We start from the raw sequence: 17,844 nt of genomic DNA, 5'->3' as shown, positions 1-17,844 counted from the left end.
TCCCCGGTGAACGGCGTTCCCGGTCCTAGGGTGACAATCAGTCACTACCCGCTCACCCTGGGACGTCATGCTGTTCCTGCTCGCCGCGCACTGCCTGGCCGTCCTCGCGGCCCCGGCGCTCGTCCGCTGGTGGGGCCGCGACGCCTTCCTGCCGCTCGCGCTCGTCCCCGCCGCCATGGCGGCCTGGGCGATCCCGCCGTGGATCTCGGGGGCGGCGCCGCGCGAGGAGCGGCACGCCTGGATCCCCGGGCTGCACCTGTCGCTGGACTTCCGGGCGGACGCGCTGTCCTGGATGATGGTCATGATCATCGGCGGCGTCGGAGCGCTGATCGTCGCCTACTGCGCCCGGTACTTCGATCGCGGTGAGCCGGGGCTCGGGTTCTTCGCGCTGCACATGATGGCGTTCGCCGCGTCGATGATCGGGCTCGTCCTCGCCGACAACCTCATCCTGCTGTACGTGTTCTGGGAGCTGACGACCGTCTTCTCCTACCTGCTCATCGGGTTCGACGCGCGCAAGCGGGCGGCGCGCGGGGCCGCGACGCAGGCGCTCGTCATCACGACGTTCGGCGGTCTGGCGATGCTGGCGGGGCTCGTCCTGCTCGGCAACGCGTCCGGGACGTACCGGATATCGGAGATCGTCGCGCGTCCGCCGGGCGGGGGAGCGGTGATCGCCGCGCTGAGCCTCGTCCTCGCCGGGGCGCTGTCGAAGTCGGCGATCATCCCGTTCGGCCTGTGGCTGCCCGGCGCGATGGCCGCGCCGACGCCGGTCAGCGCGTTCCTGCACGCCGCCGCGATGGTCAAGGCGGGCGTCTACCTCGGCGTCCGGCTCGGCCCGGCGTTCGCGCACACGATCGCCTGGGGGCCGATCGTCGTCTCGCTCGGCGCCGCGACGATGGTGTTCGCGGGCTGGCGCGCGATGCGCGAGACGGACGTGAAGCTGCTGCTCGCCTACGGGACGGTCAGCCAGCTCGGCTTCATGATCACGCTAGCGGCGGCGGGGACGCGGACGGCGGCGCTCGCGGGCATGACCGTCCTGTTCGCCCACGCGCTGTTCAAGGCCGCGCTGTTCCTCATCGTCGGGATCATCGACCATTCCACCGGCACCCGGGACCTGCGCGAGCTGAGCGGGCTGCGGCACCGCACGCCGGTGCTCGCGGGCGCAGCCACGGTCGCGGTCGCGTCCATGGCCGGGATCCCCGCGACGCTCGGCTTCGTCGGGAAGGAGGCCGGCTACGAGGCGTTCGCGCGCGAGGACCGGTTCCTGCTCGTCCTGCTCGTCGCCGGGTCGTCGTTCACCGCCGCGTACGGCCTGCGGTTCCTGTGGGGCGCGTTCGCCCGCAAGGACGGCGTGCCCGACACGCCCGTCCACCGGCCCACGCCCGGCCTGCTCGCGCCGCCCGTGCTGCTGGCGGTGGCGGGCGTCGCGCTCGGGCTCGCCGCGAACGTCCTGGACGCGCCGCTGGAACGCGAGGTCGCCGGTTATCCCGGCCGCGACACCTACCATCTCGCGCCGTGGCACGGGTTCGGGCTCCCGCTGTGGCTGACGGCCGGATCGCTGATGCTCGGCGGCGTCATGTTCCTCGCCCGGGAGCCGCTCGCCCGGACGCACCGGCGCCTCACGGTGTTCGAGCCCGCCGCCGTCTACCGCGCGATCATGGACCGTACCAACGACACCGCGATGCAGATCACCGGATCGGTGCAGCGCGGCTCGCTGCCCGGCTACCTGCTCGTCATCGCGATGACCGCCACGGCCGCCGCGACCGTCGCCGCCGTCGCCGCCCGTCCGTGGACGCGGCACGACGGCTGGCTGCTCTGGGACGGCCCCGCGCAGGGCGCCGTCGCCGTGCTGACCGCCGCGTCCGGGATCGCCGCCGTGCGAGCCCGCAACCGGGGCGCGACGGTCGTCCTCGCCGGGGGCACCGGGTACGGCGCGGCGACGCAGTTCTTCCTGCACGCCGCGCCCGACCTCGCGCTCACCCAGTTCCTCGTGGAGACGGCGAGCCTCATCGTGTTCGTGCTCGTCCTGCGGTCGCTGCCGATGGGCTTCCCGGTGACCCGCCCGGCGTCGCGGCGCGCGGTCCACATCGTCGCGGCGGTGCTCGTCGGCGTGTCGGTCACCGCGGCCGTGCTCATCGCCGGCCGCGCCCGCACGGCCGCGCCGATCTCCGGCGGCTACCCGGGCGCGGCGGCCGAGACCGGGGCGAAGAACGTCGTGTCCGCCGTGATCGTCGACATCCGCGCCTGGGACACGCTCGGCGAGACGTGCGTCATCGCGCTCGCCGCGCTCGGCATCACGAGCATCGTGTTCGCCCGCCGCCGCGCCGGGTACCGGCCGCGTCCGCCGCAGGGCCGGGGCACCGACGTCTGGGCCGTCGAGGGGTTCGAGTCGCTGGCGGAGCTGGACCGGGCGGCGCCCGGACGCGGCGAGCCCGACTGGCTGGAGGGGGGCGGCACGCTCGCGGCCGAGCGCCGGTCGCTGATCTTCGAGGTCGTCGCGCGGTTCATCTTCCACACCGTGCTGCTCATGTCGCTGTACCTGCTGTTCGCGGCGCACTCCTCGCCGGGCGGCGGGTTCGCGGGCGGCATCGTCGCGGGGCTCGCCGTCGTCGTCCGGTACCTGGCGGGCGGCCCGTACGAGCTGGCCGCCGCCGCGCCGGTGAGCGTCGGGACGGTCCTCGGCACCGGCCTGATCTGCACCACCGGGACGGCGTTCGCCGGGCTCGCCTGGGGCGGCGCCGTGCTGAAGAGCACGCTGGTCGACGTCGCGCTCCCGGTGCTCGGGGACCTCCACGTCCCGACGTCGCTGCTGTTCGACGTCGGCGTGTACCTGATCGTCGTCGGGCTCGTCCTGGACGTCCTCATCACGCTCGGCGCCGAGGCCGACCGCGAGGCCGAGGCGCCCGAGGCGGTGGCGTCGTGAGCGCCGGGCAGAGCCCGCCGATCCTGCTGGCGGCGTGCGGGGGCGTGCTCGTGTCCTGCGGCGTCCTGCTGATGCTGGAGCGCAGCCTGACGCGGCTCGTCGTCGGGACCGTCCTGGTCGGCAACGGCGCGAACATGCTGATCCTGTCCACGGCCGGGCCGCCCAGGCACGCGCCGATCCTCGACGGCCGGCACGGCGACGGCCCGTTCAGCGACCCGCTGCCGCAGGCGATGATCCTCACCGCCATCGTGATCACGCTCGCGTCGTCGGCGTTCGTGTTCTCGATCTCCTACCGCAGCGGCCGGCTCACCGGCGACGACGAGGTCCGCGACGACATCGAGGACCGCCGCGTCACCCACGTCGACCAGCGGCTGCGCACCGAGGTCCGCGAACAGCGCCGCGAGTTCCGCGCCTGGTCGCGGCGGCAGCGGCGGACGATCCGGCGGGCGCGCCGCGACCTGCGCGCCCGCATCCGCGAGGACCGGCGCCGCCGCGCCACCGACGACCCGACCCGCGTCGAGGACTATCCCGAGCATCCCGAGGCGCGCGACGGCGGCCCCGGCGAGCCGCCGGAACGGGGGCTCGGGGCGTGAACGCGCTGCTGCCGCTGCCGGTGCTGCTCCCGATGCTCGCCGCCGGCGTGAAGATCGTCGTCGGGCCGCGCCATCCCGTCGTCCAGCGCGGGATCAGCGTCCTCGTGCTCAGCGCCGTCGTCGTGGTCGGCGCGGTGCTGCTCGTCACCGCCGACCGGCACGGGCCGCAGGCGACCCAGATCGGCGGCTGGCCCGCGCCGGTCGGGATCACGCTGATCGTGGACCGGCTGTCGGGCGCGATGCTCACGATCTCCGCCGCCGTCACCCTCTGCGTGATGATCTACGCCATCGCGCAGGACATGGCCGACCGCGAGCCCGTCACTCCGCTGTCGGTGTTCCACCCGACGTTCCTGCTGCTCGTGTCCGGCGTCGCCGACAGCTTCCTCGCGGGCGACCTGTTCAACCTGTTCGTCGGCTTCGAGATCATGCTGACGGCCAGCTACGTCCTCATCACGCTCGGCGGCACGCCCGCCCGCATCCGCGCCGGGATGACCTACATCATGGTCGCGCTGATGTCGTCGATGCTGTTCCTCGTCGCCATCGCCGTCCTGTACGCCGCGACGGGGACGGTGAACCTCGCGCAACTCGCCGAGCGCGTCCGCGACCTGCCGGGCGGCGTCGCGCGCATCGCCGAGGTCATGCTGCTCGCCGCGTTCGGGGTCAAGGCCGCGGTGTTCCCGCTCTCGATGTGGCTGCCCGACTCCTACCCGACCGCGCCCGCGCCCGTCACCGCCGTGTTCGCCGGGCTCCTCACCAAGATCGGCATCTACGGGATGCTGCGCACCGAGACGCTGCTGTTCCCCGGCCACGGCCTGCGGACGCCGCTGCTCGTCTTCGCGTTCGCCAGCATGGTCGTCGGGGTGTTCGGCGCGATGGTCCAGGTGGACCTGAACCGGCTGCTGTCGTTCACGCTGGTCAGCCATGTCGGCTACATGATCTTCGGGCTGGCGATGGGCACCCGCTCGGCGCTCGGCGCGACGCTGTTCTACGTCCTGCACCACATCACGATCCAGACGTCGCTGTTCCTCGTCGCCGGGCTCATCGAGCGGCGCGGCGGCAGCACGTCGCTGCGGCGGCTCGGCGGCCTCGCCCGGTCGTCGCCGCTCATCGGCGCGCTGTTCTTCATCCCGGCGATGAACCTCGGCGGCATCCCGCCGCTGTCGGGGTTCCTCGGCAAGCTCGGCCTGGTGGACGCGGGCCTGGTGCTCGGCGGGCCGCTGGTCTGCGCGCTCGTCGCGACGGCCCTGCTCACCAGCCTGCTCACGCTCTACTCGCTCGTGAAGGCGTGGAACCAGGTGTTCTGGCGGGCGCCCCGCGACGCCTTCCCCGCCGACGAGCCCGCCGAGGACGTCCCCGAGGAGGACGCCGCGGACTGGCCCGTCGGCACCGCCCGGCTCGCCCCCGGCATGGTCGGCGCGACGATCGCGCTGATCGCCCTCAGCCTCGCCTACACCGTCGCGGGCGGGCCGCTCGTGCGGCTCACCGACCGGGCCGCCGACGAGATGTCGCAGCCCGCCCGGTACATCGAGAAGGTCCGGCCCGCGGAGAACGGAGACACCCGGTGGATCGTTCCCGGCTGAACCTCCGCGTCGGAGGACGCGTGGCGCGGCTGCCGATCGTCCTGTGGCTGACGCTCGTCTGGGTCCTCGTCTGGAACCGGATCACGCTCGCCAACGCGATCTACGGCTTCGTGCTCGGCCTCACGCTCCTGCTCGCGTTCCCGTTCCCCGTCGTGGACCCGGGCGTGCGGTTCCATCCGGTCGGGCTCGTCCGGTTCGGCGCGCGGTTCGCGCTCGACCTCGCGCGCAGCGTGCTGCCGCTGGCGTGGCAGGCCGTCGGGTCCAACAAGCCCGGACGGGCCAACTCGGTGATCGCGGTGACGCTGCGGACCCGCTCGGACGCCGTGCTCGTCCTGACGGCGGTCGCGCTGTCGGCCGTGCCCGGCACGCTCGTCCTCGATATCCGGCGCGCGACCGGGACGCTGTTCCTGCACGCGCTCGGGGCCGCCGACGACGCCACCGCCGACCTCGCCCGGCGCCAGGTGCTGGATCTGGAGGCGCGGGTCGTCCGCGCCATCGGGACGCCCGCCGACCTGCGCGCCCTCACCCGGGAGGAGAACCCGTGACCGTCGTCTACGGCATCGTCGCCGCAGGGCACGCCATCGCCGCGCTGCTCGTCGGCGCGCGGCTGGTGCGCGGGCCGTCCATGCTCGACCGCGCCGTCGCGCTGGACGTCCTGGTCGCCGTGATCATGGCCGGGCTCGGGCTGCGCGCCATCGTCGCCGACGAGCCGTGGGAGCTGGTGCCGATGCTCGTCGTCTCGCTCGTCGGGTTCACCGGTTCGGCCGCGTTCGCCCGGTTCATGCTCTACCGCGACGACGAAGTGGCCGATCAGTGAGCGCCGTCGCGGACGTCGCCCTGGCCGCCTGCCTGGTCGTCGGCGCGTTCGCCGCGCTCAGCGCCGGGCTCGGCCTGCTGACCCTGCCCGACCTGCTCACCCGGATGCACGCGGCCACGAAGCCGCAGGCCGTCGGGGTCGTCCTCATCCTCATCGCCGTCGGCATCCGGCACCCGACGATCGACGTGATCACCACGCTCGTCCTCATCGCGCTGCTCCAGCTCACGACCGTCCCGGTCGCCGCGCACCTGGTCGGACGGTCGGCCTACCGCACCGGCCAGGTCCGCTCCGATCTGCTCTACACCGACGAGCTGAGCGAGGCCCTGGCGCGCGGCGCGCCGCCCGAGGATCTGGACTGACCGATTCTCACCGGTTGGACACGTGCCCGGGGACGTCCCGCGACTCAATAGGATCGGCATCATGCTGCGCTGGTTGACCGCGGGGGAGTCGCATGGCCCGGCCCTCACCGCCATCGTGGAGGGCCTTCCGGCCGGCGTGCGCGTGACCTCCGGCGACATCGCCGAGGAACTGCGCCGCCGGCGGCTCGGGCACGGGCGGGGCGCCCGCATGAAGTTCGAGCAGGACCGGGTGACGATCCTCGGCGGCGTCCGGCACGGCGTCACGCTGGGCGGCCCGGTCGCGATCGAGGTCGGCAACACCGAGTGGCCGAAATGGGAGACGGTCATGTCGGCCGACCCCGTGGACGCCGACCTGCTCGCCGCCCAGGCCCGCAACGCCCCGCTGACCCAGCCCCGGCCCGGCCACGCCGACCTGGTCGGGATGCAGAAGTACGGGTTCGACGACGCCCGTCCCGTCCTCGAACGGGCCAGCGCCCGCGAGACGGCCGCCCGCGTCGCGCTCGGCACGGTCGCCAAGGCGTTCCTGGAGCAGGCGCTCGGCGTGACGGTGCTCAGCCACGTCGTCGCGCTCGGCGAGGTCGAGGCGCCCGAGGGCGAGCTGCCCGGCCCCGGCGACCTCGCGGCCGTGGACGAGAGCCCGGTCCGCTGCTTCGACGCCGACGCGTCCGCCGCGATGATCGCGCACGTGGACGAGCTGAAGCGCGCGGGCGACACCATCGGCGGCGTCGTCGAGGTCCTCGCCTACGGGCTCCCGCCGGGCCTCGGCAGCCACGTCCACTGGGACCGGCGGCTGGACGCGCGGCTCGCGGGCATCCTCATGGGCATCCAGGCGATCAAGGGCGTCGGGGTCGGCGACGGGTTCACCACCGCCCGCCGTCCCGGCTCCCGCGCGCACGACGAGATCGACGCCACCCCCGACGGCGTGCGCCGCCGCACCAACCGGGCGGGCGGCATCGAGGGCGGCATGACGACCGGCGAGGTCCTGCGGGTGCGCGCCGCGATGAAGCCGATCTCGACCGTCCCGCGCCGCCTCGACACGATCGACACGGCCACCGGCGAGCCCGCCAAGGCCATCAACCAGCGCAGCGACGTCACGGCCGTCCCGGCGGCCGGGGTGGTCGCCGAGGCGATGGTCGCGCTCGTCCTCGCCGACGCGGCGCTGGAGAAGTTCGGCGGCGACTCGGCCGAGGAGACCGCCCGCAACCTGCGGGGCTACCTGTCCTCGCTGACGATCAAGTGAGGGGCGCGGCAGTGACGACCAGGCCCCGCGCGGTGCTCATCGGGCCGCCAGGCTCGGGCAAGTCGACCGTCGGCACCGCGCTCGCCGAAGCGCTCGGCGTCGGGTTCCGCGACACCGACGCCGACACCGAGACCGCCGCGGGCAAGCCGATCGGCGAGATCTTCGTGGACGACGGCGAGGAGGCGTTCCGCGCGCTGGAGCGCCGGGCCGTCGCCGCCGCGCTGACCGGGCACGACGGCGTCCTCGCGCTCGGCGGCGGGGCCGTCCTCGCGGCCGAGACGCAGGAACTGCTGGCCGGGCACACGGTCGTGTACCTCCAGGTCGGGCTCGGCGAGGCGGTGAAGCGCATCGGCCTGGACGGCGCCCGCCCGCTGCTGGTGCTGAACCCGCGCAGCCAGCTCCGCAAGCTGCTGGACGAGCGGCTGCCGATCTACGAACGGCTCGGGACGCTGCACGTCGCCACCGACGGCCGCACGCCCGCCGAGATCGCGGCGGAGATCGCCGCCGCGCTGGAGGAGCGGTCATGACGGTCGTGCGCGTGGGCGGGGCCGACCCCTACGACGTCGTCATCGGCGCGGACGTCCTCGGCGACCTGCCCCGGCTCGTCGGCCGCCGCGCCCGGATCGTCGCGGTCGTCCACGGCGAAGGGCTCGCGGCGCTGGCCGAGCCCGTCCGGGAGGCCCTGGAGAAGGCCGGGTACACCGCGCTGCCGATGCCCGTGCCGGACGGCGAGGCCGCCAAGGAGGCCGGGGTCCTCGCCGGGCTCTGGTCGCGGTTCGCCGCCGCCGGGATGACCCGCACCGACGTCGTCGTCGGCGTCGGCGGCGGCGCCACCACCGACCTCGCCGGGTTCGCCGCCGCGTCGTTCCTGCGCGGCGTGCGCGCGGTGCTCGTGCCGACGACGCTGCTCGGCATGGTCGACGCGGCCGTCGGCGGCAAGACCGGCATCAACATCCCCGAGGGCAAGAACCTCGTCGGGGCGTTCCACCCGCCCGCGGGCGTCCTGTGCGACCTCGCGACGCTCGCGACGATGCCGCGCGAGGACTACATCAGCGGGCTCGCCGAGGTGATCAAGGCCGGCTTCATCGCGGACCCGGTGATCCTGGACCTGGTCGCCGCCGACCCGGCGGGTGCGGCCAGGCCGGACGGCCCGCACACCTCCGAGCTGGTCGAACGCGCCGTCCGGGTGAAGGCGGACGTGGTCGCGTCCGACCTCAAGGAGAGCGGCCTGCGCGAGATCCTCAACTACGGGCACACGCTCGCGCACGCCATCGAGCGCGCCGAGGACTACCGGTTCCGGCACGGGCACGCCGTCGCGGTCGGCATGGTCTACGCGGCGGAGCTGGCGGTGCTGGCCGGGCGGCTGGACCCGTCCGTCCGGGACCGGCACCGGGACGTTCTCGCCTCGGTGGGGCTGCCCACGTCCTACGCCGCCGCCGCGTGGCCCGACCTGCGCGACGCGATGACGATCGACAAGAAGTCGCGGGGCGCGACCCTGCGGTTCGTGGTCCTGGACGCGCTCGCCGAGCCCGGCCGCCTGGAGGGCCCGGACGAGGACCTGCTGCGCACCGCCTACGAGAGGGTGGCCCGGTGACCGACTCCCGCCGCGTGCTCGTCCTGAACGGGCCGAACCTGCGCCGGCTCGGCGTCCGCGAGCCGGACGTCTACGGCGCCGCGACGTTCGCCGACCTCGAAGAACTGTGCCGGGACACCGCCCGGCGGCTCGACCTGCACGCCGAGGTGCGGCAGACCGACGACGAGGCCGAACTCGTCCGGTGGATCCACGAGGCGGCCGACGAGCGGGTCCCGGTCGTCCTCAACCCGGCGGCGTTCACGCACTACTCCTACGCGCTGCACGACGCGATCGCGCAGCGCACGGCGCCGCTCGTCGAGGTCCACATCACGAACCCGGCGACGCGCGAGGAGTTCCGGCACACTTCGGTCGTGGCGTCGGTCGCGACCGGGACGATCGCCGGCTTCGGGTTCACGTCCTACGTGCTCGCGCTCCAGGCCATCGCGGCCGAACTCGCCGCCTAGTCCTCGGTGGCAGCGGCCACGAGCGTCTTCAACTCGTTCACGACGTCGTCCAGCGGCTCCACCGTGCGGTGCGCGCGGCACAGGATCGTGGCGCCCTCGACGGACGCGACGACGAGCCGGGCGAGCCGCGCCGCGCGCCCGTCCGGGACGCCCGCGTTGCCGAGGCCCGTCGCGAGCGTGTCCTCCCAGCGGCCGAACGCGCGGGCCGCGGCGGCGGCGAGCTGCGGCGCCTCGTCGTGCGACTCGACGGTCACCGCCGCGACCGGGCAGCCCGCGCGGAACTCGCTCTTGATGAGCACCTGGCGCCACCAGCCGGTGAACGCGTCCACGGCCGCCGCCGCGTCGCCGCCCTCGACGGCCGCCTGGATGCCCGCGTTCAGGAAGTCCCCGGCATAGCGGACGGCCTCCTCGGCGAGCTGGACCTTGCCGCCGGGGAAGTGGTGGTAGATCGAGCCGCGCGGGGCGCCGCTGTGGACGATGACGTCGCGGAAGGCCGTCCCCGAGTAGCCGCGTTCGCGGAAGAGGTAGGCGGCGCTGCGCACCATGCGTTCCCGGCTGTCGGTCCCCATGCCGACGATTATGACATTCATCATAAGTATCGCGACTTGACTATGACGGACGTCATAGGAAGCCTGGGATATGACGGCCGTCATACAGAGGAGGACTGCGGATGGCGGAGACGGCGGGCCTCGCGCAGCTCAGGAGCGCGCTGGAGGCCAGCGCCGAGAGCGGGACCGGCATCGGCCCCCTGCTCGGCATGACGGTCGAAACGCTCGAACCGGGCCGGACGGTCTTCGGTCTCGACCCCGGCCCGCAGCACGGCAACCCGATCGGCTCGGTGCACGGCGGCGTCCTGTCGACGCTGCTGGACTCGGCGATGAGCTGCGCCGTCCACACCGCGCTGCCCGAGGGCGCCGGCTACACGACGCTCGAACTCAAGGTGAACTTCGTCCGGGCCGCGCGGACGGACGGCGGCGCCCTCCGCTGCGAGGGCACGACGATCCACCTCGGCCGCCGCGTCGCGACCTGCGAGGGGCGCATCACCGACGCGGCCGGGAAGCTCGTCGCGCACGGAACCGCCACCTGCATGATTTTCGGTCCGGACCCCGCTCAGTAGGGTGCGGGCAGCAACCGACGAAGGAGACCGGACGATGATCGACCTCCAGCGCGACGGCGCGGTGTTCGTGCTGCGCTTCGACCACGGCGAGAACCGCTTCCACCCCGACTTCCTCGCCGCCGCGCAGAGCGCGCTGGACGAGGTCGAGAAAGCGGAAGGGCCGCGCGCCCTCGTCACCGTCGGGACCGGCAAGTTCTACTCCAACGGCCTGGACCTGGACTGGCTCGGCGCGAACCGGGAGAAGTTCGAGGAGTACCTGCGGTCCGTCCACGCCCTCTACGCGCGGCTGATCGAACTGCCCGCGCCGACCGTCGCGGCCGTCAACGGGCACGCGTTCGCGGCCGGCGGGATGCTCGTCCTCGCCCACGACGCCGCCGTGATGCGCGACGACCGGGGCTACTTCTGCCTGCCCGAGGTCGACCTCGGCATGAGCTTCACGCCGGGGATGAACGCGCTGATCCAGGCGCGGCTGGCCCCGCCCGTCGCGCACGAGGCCATGATCACCGGCCGCCGGTACACGTCCGGGCAGGCGCTGGACGCGGGGATCGTCGGGCAGGCGGCGGCCGAGGCCGACGTCCTTCCCGCCGCCGTCGAACGCGCCGCGTCGCTCGCCGGCAAGGACGGGTCGGTGGTCGCCTCGATCCGCAAGTACCTCTACCGGGACCTCCTCGCGGCGCTGCGCGGCCCCGTGCTGACCCCGGCCGCGGAATAGGCGTACGTTTCCACAGAACCGAGTTCGGTCGAAGAAGGGATGCCGGATGCGCATCGGGATGGCACTCAACTACGCGGGCGGCTTCAAGGAGACCGTCGACGAGCTGGCCGAGTACGAGAAGGCCGGGCTCGACATCGTCTACGTCGCCGAGGCCTACAGCTTCGACGCGGTGAGCCAGCTCGGCTACATCGCCGCGAAGACCGAGCGGCTGGAGATCGCGTCCGGCATCCTCCAGATCTACTCGCGGACCCCGACCCTGCTCGCCATGACGGCGGCGGGCCTGGACTACGTCTCCGGCGGACGGTTCACGCTCGGCATCGGCGCGTCCGGCCCGCAGGTGATCGAGGGCTTCCACGGCGTCCCGTACACCGCGCCGCTCGCCCGCACCCGCGAGATCATCGACATCTGCCGCAAGGTGTGGCGCCGCGAGCGCCTCCAGCACGAGGGCACGCACTACAACATCCCGCTGCCCGCCGGGCAGGGCACCGGCCTCGGCAAGCCGCTGAAGCTCATCAACCACCCCGTCCGCCCCGACATCCCGGTGCTCGTCGCCGCGATCGGCCCGAAGAACGTCGAGCTGACCGCCGAGATCGCCAACGGCTGGGAGCCGATCTTCTACCTGCCGGAGAAGGCGGGCGAGGTGTGGGGCGAGGCGCTGGCGGCCGGGAAGTCCCGCCGCGACCCGGCGCTCGGCGAGCTGGACGTCGTCGGCCAGGCGGCCCTGGCGATCGGCGACGACGTCACCGACTACCTGGAGTTCGGCCGTCCGATGGCCGCGCTCTACATCGGCGGCATGGGCGCCAAGGGCAAGAACTTCTACAACAACCTCTGCCGCCGCTACGGCTGGGAGAAGGAGGCCGAGGAGATCCAGGACCTCTACCTCGCCGGGAAGAAGGACGAGGCGGCGGCCAAGGTCCCCTACGAGCTGCTGGAGAAGATGTCGCTCATCGGGCCGGAGGGGCACGTCCGCGAGCGCCTCGCCGCGATGAAGGAGTCCGGCGTGACGACCCTCAACATCACGCCCGTCGCCGGCGACCACAAGGGCCGCCTCGCGCTCATCGAGAAGGTCAAGGAGATGGCCGCCGACCTCTGACGCGGACCCCGCGGCCTGTTCCGTAGTTCACATACGTCCGAATCCTTCTGTGGGACGATCCGGTCGCCCGGTGATCGGTGACGACGGAAGGGCCCGATGGGTTTCGGCTGGGACGCGCTCGGCGCGGTCGCCGGAGTGGTGGCGGCCGTGCCCGTCCTCGGGATCGGGCTGCGCGGCGTCCTGCGGCGCCCGGCCCGCCTGCCGCCGCCCGACCCCGGACCGGGGCGTCCCGGCGGGACGTCCGTCGCACCGCCCACCGGAGCGCTGCCGCGCCGCCTGCTCGGGCGCGCGGCCGAGCGCCGCGCACTGCGCCGGCGGGGCGGCGCGGTGATCGTCCTCGCCGGAATGGGCGGCCAGGGCAAGACCACGCTGGCCGCCGACCTCGCCGGACGGTGGCAGCGCAGGCGGCGGCGCGACGTCTGGTGGGTGTCGGCCGCCGACGAGACGACGCTGCGGGCGGGCCTGGTCACGGTCGCGCGGCGGCTCGGCGCGTCCCCGGCGACCGAGCGAGCGCTGGCGGGCGGAGACCCGGACGCCCCGGACCTGTTCTGGGCCCTGCTCGACCGCGCGCCCCGGCGCTGGCTGCTCGTCTTCGACAACGCCGACGTCCCGTCCCTGCTCGCGGCCCGGCCGGGCGCCGGACCGGGCGACGGCACGGGCCTGCCGCGTGCGTCGCGGCGCGGTCTGACCGTCGTGACGACCCGCGACGACAGCGCGGAGACCTGGGGCCGGCACGCCCGCGTCCTGCGGATCGGGTCCCTGGACGAGGACGACGCCGTACGGCTGCTGCGCGAACTCGCGCCGCGCGCCGGGTCCGACGACGAGGCGCGCGCACTGGCCCGCCGTCTCGGCCGCCTTCCGCTGGCGCTCCAGCTCGCGGGCCGCTACCTCGGGTCGCCCGCCCCGCGGTGGAGCACTTTCGCCGCTTACCGTCGCGCGCTGGACGACGGCGCGGGCCTCACGCGGCTGTCCGGCGGCGACGATCGGCGATCGGCCGCGATGTGGACGTGGGAGATCACTCTCGATCATCTGGCGTCGTCCGGATTCCCCGAGGTCAGGCCGCTGCTGAGGATCCTCTCCTGCTGCGCCGCGGCCACCCCGGTGCCCCGTTCGGCGCTGTTCGCCGTCCGGCTGGACGTACCGCCGGACGAGGCGGACCGTCGTGTCGAAAGGGGCGTGGAACTGCTGCGGCGGTACGGCCTGATCGAGGTCCGGGACGCGGCCGTCCTCGTCCATCCGCTGGTGGCCGACGCCGGCCGCGCCCATCTGCCCGGTGAGGACTGGGCCGGGATCTGGCGGGCCGCGGTGGGCCTCATCGTGCGGACGCTGGACGGGCTCGACCCGCTGAGCCCGGCGGACTGGGCGCGCCACGTCGCGATGGAACCCCATCTGCACGCCCTCGTCGCGACGATGCCGGCCGGCCTCGACGCACCCGGCGACCTCATGGAGACGGCGCGGGCGACGGGCGAGGCGCTTCGGCTGAGCGGCGCGCCCGCGCAGGCCGAACGGCTCTGCGCGGTGGTCCTCGGGCGGGCGGGCGACCTCGACGCGGCCCTGTTCCGGCTGGAGCACGAGCGCCTCAGGGCCGTCGGCTTCCAGGGCCGCTGGGCGGAGTCCCGGGACGCGGCCCGCACTCTGCTGCGGGACGGGACGCGGCTCCTCGGGCGCGAGCATCCGGACGTCCTGGCGCTCCGGCACGACCTCGCCTGGGTGACGGCGATGCTCCGCGACTTCGCCGAGGCCGAGCGGCAGTTCCGCGCCGTCCTCGCGGATCGGGTGCGCCGGCTGCCGCCCGGCCACCCGGACACGCTGCGGACCTGGAACGAGGTGGCCTGGGTGGCGGGCTGCCAGGGCCGCTGGACCGAGGCGGAGCAGGTCTACCGGGAGGTCCTGCGCGAGCGGCGCCGCGTCCTCGGCGACCGCGATCCGGAGGTCCTCATCACCGAACACGAGCTGGCCTGGGCGATCGCGAACCAGGATCGGTTCGCCGAGGCCGAGCGGACGCACCGGGCCGTCCTCGAACGCCGCCGGGAGATCATCGGCCCCGAGCACCCGCGGACGCTCGGCAGCCGCCACGAACTCGCCTGGCTCGCGCTGCGGCAGGGCCGTCCGCGCGACGCCGAGGCGCAGTACCGCGACCTGCTCGCCGACCTGCGCCGGGTGCTCGGCGAACGCCATCCCGACACGCTCGTCGCCGCCTACGAACGGGCCGTGGCGCTGGCCGCCCGGGGACGCCGGCGGGAGGCCCTGGCCGCGCTCGCCGAGGTCGCCGCCGCCCGCGAGCGGGCCTTCGGCGCGGACCACCCCGACACCCGCGCGACCCTGCGGGCGATCGGCGACCTGCGGGACGGCCGCGACCCCGACCCGCCGCGTCACCTGAGCTGACCGCTCCCGCGAACCGATAAGGAGAACCATGACCGTCGCCCCCGAGCAGCTCACCGCCGCGATCACCGCGCTCGGCCTGGACGGCCGCGCGGTCATGGTGCACGCCGCGCTCCGCTCGTTCGGCACGCGCGTCGAGGCGGACGCGGTCCTCGACGCGTTCCTGGCGCGCGGCTGCACCGTCCTCGTGCCGACGTTCACCGAGCCGCAGTTCGGGGTCGCGCCGCCGCCCGGACTGCGCCCGGCGCGCAACGCCTTCGACTACGACGCGCCGTCCGGGCCCGACACCGACGCGATCTACGACGTGTCCTGCGGCGTCGTCAACGACGGGATGGGCGCGCTGCCCGCCCGTCTCGTGCGGCGCGCGGGCGCCCGGCGCGGCGACCATCCCCTCAACTCGTTCGCCGCGCTCGGCCCGCGCGCGGACGACCTCGCCCGCGTCCAGACACCCGCCGACGTCTACGCGCCGATCCGCGCCCTCGCCGGCGAGGACGGCGCCGTCCTGCTGATCGGCGTCGGCCTCGACCGCATGACCGCGCTGCACCACGCCGAGGAGCGCGCGGGACGGCGGCCGCTCGTCCGCTGGGCGCGGCGGCCGGACGGCGCGATCGGGACCGTCGAGACCGGAAGCTGCTCCGACGGGTTCCCCCGCCTCGAACCACGGCTCGGCCCGCTCGCCCGCACGGCGACGGTCGGCGCGTCCCGCTGGCGCGCGTTCCCGGTGCGCGCGGCGCTCGACGCCGCCGGGGCCGCCATGGCCGACGACCCCGAGATCACCCGCTGCGCCGCGCCGGGCTGCGCGCGCTGCGCCGACTCGATCGCGGGCGGGCCGACGGGGATGAACTAGAGTCGCGGACGTGGGGGAGGAACACGATCGGCGGCTCGCCGCGCTCGCCCGGCTCGTCGCCGGGAACGGTGCCGACGCGCTGCTCGTCACGCGGCTCGTCAACGTCCGCTATTTGACCGGGCTCGACAGCTCCAACGCCGCCGTGCTCGTCCGCGCGGACGGCCCGGCCGTGCTGGCGACCGACGCGCGGTACGCGGGCATGGCCGCCGAGCAGTGCCCCGGCCTGGATCTCGTCGTGGAGCGCCGCGCCGCCGCCGCGCTGCTCGGCATCGCGGCCGACGGCGGCGCCGGACGGGTCGGCTTCGAGCCGCACGCGCTGACCGTCGAGCGGCACGCCGAACTGGCCGCGCTGGACGGCGGCGTCGCGTTCGCCCCGCTCGGCCGTCTCGTGGAGGAGCTGCGGTACGTCAAGGACGAGTCGGAGATCGCCCTCATCGCGGCGGCGTGCGCGATCACCGACCGGGCCTTCGACGCCGTCCTGCCCGCGCTGCGGCCCGGCACGACCGAACGGGAGATCGCGGTCGCGCTGGAACGGGCGATGATCGACCAGGGCGCGGACGAGATCGCGTTCCCGTCGATCGTCGCGTCCGGGCCGAACGGCGCCGTCCCGCACCACCACCCCGGCCCGCGCCCGATCGCGGCCGGCGATCTCGTGACGATGGACTTCGGCGCCCGGTACAAGGGCTACAACGCCGACATGACGCGGACCGTAGCGATCGGGGAGCCCGCCGCCTGGCAGCGCGAGATCTACGACCTCGTCCTGCGGGCGCAGCTCGCGGCCGTCGCGGCGGCCGTGCCCGGCGCGCAGACGCAGGCCGTGGACGCCGCCGCGCGCGAGGTCATCGCCGCCGCCGGGCACGGCGACGCGTTCGCCCACGGCGTCGGGCACGGCATCGGCCTGGAGGTCCACGAGGCTCCGCTCATGGGCTACGACGGGACCGGTAAGCTCAAGGACCGAGTTCCGGTCACCGCCGAGCCCGGCGTGTACCTGGCCGGCCGGGGCGGCGTCCGCATCGAGGACACGCTCGTGGTCCGCGAGGACGGCCCGGAACGCCTCACCAGGACCACCAAGGAACTGCTCGTGCTCTGACGCCCGGGCGGTCCCTCGACGCAGGAGAAGGACGCGCGTGGCGACCACCAACGACCTGAAGAACGGCATGACGCTGAACATGGAGGGTCAGCTCTGGACCGTCCTCGAATTCCAGCACGTCAAGCCCGGCAAGGGCGGCGCGTTCGTCCGCACCAAGCTCAAGAACGTGCTGTCGGGGAAGGTCGTGGACAAGACCTTCAACGCCGGCACGAAGGTCGAGGTCGCGAGCGTCGACAAGCGGGACATGCAGTACCTGTACCGCGAGGGCGACGACTTCGTGTTCATGGACACCGAGACCTACGACCAGCCGCACATCCCCGAGGCCGTCGTCGGGACCGCCGCGAACTTCCTGCTCCCCGAGCAGACCGCGGTGATCGCGTTCAACGAGGAGAACCCGCTCTACGTCGAGCTGCCCGCGGCCGTCGTCCTGCAGATCACCGAGACCGAGCCTGGCCTGCAGGGCGACCGCTCCACCGGCGGCAGCAAGCCCGCGACGCTGGAGACCGGCGCGCAGATCCAGGTCCCGCTGTTCATCACGACCGGCGAGAAGGTCAAGGTCGACACCCGGTCCGGCGAATACCTCGGCCGCGGCTGATGGACGACCTTCTCCTCCCGGGGCGGGCGCGGTGAGCGCCCGCTCGAAGGCCCGCCGGCTCGCCCTCGACATCCTCTTCGCCGCCGAACTGCGCGAGGAGCGCCCGACGGACGTGCTGGCGCAGCGGGGCCGTCCGAACCAGGACGAACTGGCCGAGTTCCAGCACGCCGTCCGGATCATCGAGGGCGTCCAGGAGAACCGCGAGCGCATCGACGAGCTGATCGCCACCTACGCGTCCGGCTGGACGCTGGAGCGCATGCCCGCCGTCGACCGCAACGTCCTGCGGATGGGCGCGTTCGAGCTGCTGTGGCTGGACGAGATCCCCGACGGGGTGGCCGTCAGCGAGGCGGTCGCGCTCGCCACGGACCTGTCCACCGACGAGTCGCCCCGGTTCGTCAACGGCCTCCTGGCCCGGCTCCAGCGGCTCAAGCCCACGCTCAGCCTGTGACGGCGCCGGCGGTC

General features: G+C 74.1%; 19 protein-coding genes. 18 read left to right on the top strand and 1 reads right to left on the bottom strand.

From position 1 onward, the window contains the following. Positions 1-67: 67 nt before the first annotated feature. The 10 genes from BTM25_RS13160 (at position 68) to aroQ (ending at position 9,546) form a co-directional block, all read left to right on the top strand. A complete protein-coding gene (locus BTM25_RS13160; protein WP_103563198.1) occupies positions 68-2,920 on the top strand; it encodes a Na+/H+ antiporter subunit A in 2,853 nt (950 codons plus the stop codon). After that, positions 2,917-3,513, top strand: coding sequence for a Na(+)/H(+) antiporter subunit C (locus BTM25_RS13155; protein WP_103563197.1), 597 nt, complete (start codon positions 2,917-2,919; stop codon positions 3,511-3,513). Before BTM25_RS13160 ends, BTM25_RS13155 begins: the two co-directional genes overlap by 4 nt. Then, positions 3,510-5,093 (top strand): Na+/H+ antiporter subunit D, encoded by a 1,584-nt coding sequence (locus BTM25_RS13150; protein ID WP_103563196.1) that lies wholly within the window; start codon positions 3,510-3,512, stop codon positions 5,091-5,093. Before BTM25_RS13155 ends, BTM25_RS13150 begins: the two co-directional genes overlap by 4 nt. Then, positions 5,075-5,638 (top strand): Na+/H+ antiporter subunit E, encoded by a 564-nt coding sequence (locus tag BTM25_RS13145; RefSeq protein WP_103563195.1) that lies wholly within the window; start codon positions 5,075-5,077, stop codon positions 5,636-5,638. Before BTM25_RS13150 ends, BTM25_RS13145 begins: the two co-directional genes overlap by 19 nt. After that, positions 5,635-5,910, top strand: a complete 276-nt coding sequence (locus tag BTM25_RS13140; RefSeq protein WP_205648107.1) for a monovalent cation/H+ antiporter complex subunit F — start codon at positions 5,635-5,637, stop codon at positions 5,908-5,910. The genes BTM25_RS13145 and BTM25_RS13140 overlap by 4 nt, the downstream gene beginning before the upstream one ends. After that, entirely contained in the window at positions 5,907-6,269 is a 363-nt protein-coding gene (gene mnhG, locus BTM25_RS13135) for a monovalent cation/H(+) antiporter subunit G (protein ID WP_103563194.1), read from the top strand. Before BTM25_RS13140 ends, mnhG begins: the two co-directional genes overlap by 4 nt. A 61-nt stretch (positions 6,270-6,330) precedes the next feature. Continuing rightward, positions 6,331-7,509, top strand: coding sequence for a chorismate synthase (gene aroC / locus BTM25_RS13130; RefSeq protein ID WP_103563193.1), 1,179 nt, complete (start codon positions 6,331-6,333; stop codon positions 7,507-7,509). Positions 7,510-7,520: 11 nt separating this feature from the next. Then, entirely contained in the window at positions 7,521-8,036 is a 516-nt protein-coding gene (locus BTM25_RS13125; RefSeq protein ID WP_103563192.1) for a shikimate kinase, read from the top strand. Continuing rightward, positions 8,033-9,103 carry a 3-dehydroquinate synthase gene (aroB, locus tag BTM25_RS13120; protein WP_103563191.1) on the top strand — a complete coding sequence of 357 codons (1,071 nt, stop codon included), beginning with the start codon at positions 8,033-8,035 and terminating at the stop codon, positions 9,101-9,103. The genes BTM25_RS13125 and aroB overlap by 4 nt, the downstream gene beginning before the upstream one ends. After that, the gene (gene aroQ, locus BTM25_RS13115) at positions 9,100-9,546 is read left to right on the top strand and encodes a type II 3-dehydroquinate dehydratase (protein WP_205648106.1); all 447 of its coding nucleotides are present in this window, start codon (positions 9,100-9,102) and stop codon (positions 9,544-9,546) included. The genes aroB and aroQ overlap by 4 nt, the downstream gene beginning before the upstream one ends. Here aroQ and BTM25_RS13110 read toward each other — a convergent pair. Continuing rightward, the gene (locus BTM25_RS13110) at positions 9,543-10,115 is read right to left on the bottom strand and encodes a TetR/AcrR family transcriptional regulator (protein WP_103563190.1); all 573 of its coding nucleotides are present in this window, start codon (positions 10,113-10,115) and stop codon (positions 9,543-9,545) included. The two genes, aroQ and BTM25_RS13110, sit on opposite strands and share 4 nt — an antisense overlap. 101 nt (positions 10,116-10,216) lie before the next feature. On the opposite strand from BTM25_RS13110, the gene BTM25_RS13105 reads away from it, so the two are divergent. The 8 genes from BTM25_RS13105 to nusB all read left to right on the top strand — a co-directional run bounded on the left by BTM25_RS13105 (position 10,217) and on the right by nusB (position 17,830). Continuing rightward, entirely contained in the window at positions 10,217-10,663 is a 447-nt protein-coding gene (locus BTM25_RS13105; RefSeq protein WP_103563189.1) for a PaaI family thioesterase, read from the top strand. A 34-nt stretch (positions 10,664-10,697) separates the two neighbouring features. Next, the gene (locus tag BTM25_RS13100) at positions 10,698-11,375 is read left to right on the top strand and encodes an enoyl-CoA hydratase-related protein (protein WP_103563188.1); all 678 of its coding nucleotides are present in this window, start codon (positions 10,698-10,700) and stop codon (positions 11,373-11,375) included. Positions 11,376-11,421: 46 nt separating this feature from the next. After that, a complete protein-coding gene (locus BTM25_RS13095) occupies positions 11,422-12,468 on the top strand; it encodes an LLM class F420-dependent oxidoreductase (protein WP_103563187.1) in 1,047 nt (348 codons plus the stop codon). Between the two features lie 96 nt (positions 12,469-12,564). After that, complete coding sequence (locus tag BTM25_RS13090) at positions 12,565-14,853, top strand: tetratricopeptide repeat protein (protein WP_103563186.1); 2,289 nt, start codon at positions 12,565-12,567, stop codon at positions 14,851-14,853. A 28-nt stretch (positions 14,854-14,881) separates the two neighbouring features. Continuing rightward, positions 14,882-15,697, top strand: a complete 816-nt coding sequence (locus tag BTM25_RS13085; RefSeq protein WP_103563185.1) for an AAC(3) family N-acetyltransferase — start codon at positions 14,882-14,884, stop codon at positions 15,695-15,697. Between the two features lie 10 nt (positions 15,698-15,707). Further along, a complete protein-coding gene (locus BTM25_RS13080) occupies positions 15,708-16,787 on the top strand; it encodes a M24 family metallopeptidase (protein ID WP_103563184.1) in 1,080 nt (359 codons plus the stop codon). Between the two features lie 37 nt (positions 16,788-16,824). Beyond that, the gene (gene efp, locus BTM25_RS13075; RefSeq protein ID WP_103563183.1) at positions 16,825-17,382 is read left to right on the top strand and encodes an elongation factor P; all 558 of its coding nucleotides are present in this window, start codon (positions 16,825-16,827) and stop codon (positions 17,380-17,382) included. A gap of 31 nt (positions 17,383-17,413) precedes the next feature. Next, positions 17,414-17,830, top strand: coding sequence for a transcription antitermination factor NusB (nusB, locus tag BTM25_RS13070; RefSeq protein WP_103563182.1), 417 nt, complete (start codon positions 17,414-17,416; stop codon positions 17,828-17,830). Positions 17,831-17,844: the final 14 nt, after the last annotated feature.

Origin of the sequence: Actinomadura rubteroloni (assembly GCF_002911665.1) — a bacterium.
Lineage (GTDB): Bacteria > Actinomycetota > Actinomycetes > Streptosporangiales > Streptosporangiaceae > Spirillospora > Spirillospora rubteroloni.
This window is presented reverse-complemented; position numbering and strand designations above follow the sequence as displayed.

Bases quoted from the DNA above. Each gene is read 5' to 3' on its own strand.
- aroC (WP_103563193.1), top strand. From the start codon at position 6,331: ATGCTGCGCTGGTTGACCGCGGGGGAGTCGCATGGCCCGGCCCTCACC.
- aroB (WP_103563191.1), top strand. From the start codon at position 8,033: ATGACGGTCGTGCGCGTGGGCGGGGCCGACCCCTACGACGTCGTCATC.
- BTM25_RS13160 (WP_103563198.1), top strand. From the start codon at position 68: ATGCTGTTCCTGCTCGCCGCGCACTGCCTGGCCGTCCTCGCGGCCCCG.
- BTM25_RS13090 (WP_103563186.1), top strand. From the start codon at position 12,565: ATGGGTTTCGGCTGGGACGCGCTCGGCGCGGTCGCCGGAGTGGTGGCG.
- BTM25_RS13110 (WP_103563190.1), bottom strand. From the start codon at position 10,115: ATGGGGACCGACAGCCGGGAACGCATGGTGCGCAGCGCCGCCTACCTC.
- BTM25_RS13100 (WP_103563188.1), top strand. From the start codon at position 10,698: ATGATCGACCTCCAGCGCGACGGCGCGGTGTTCGTGCTGCGCTTCGAC.
- BTM25_RS13105 (WP_103563189.1), top strand. From the start codon at position 10,217: ATGGCGGAGACGGCGGGCCTCGCGCAGCTCAGGAGCGCGCTGGAGGCC.
- BTM25_RS13095 (WP_103563187.1), top strand. From the start codon at position 11,422: ATGCGCATCGGGATGGCACTCAACTACGCGGGCGGCTTCAAGGAGACC.
- BTM25_RS13085 (WP_103563185.1), top strand. From the start codon at position 14,882: ATGACCGTCGCCCCCGAGCAGCTCACCGCCGCGATCACCGCGCTCGGC.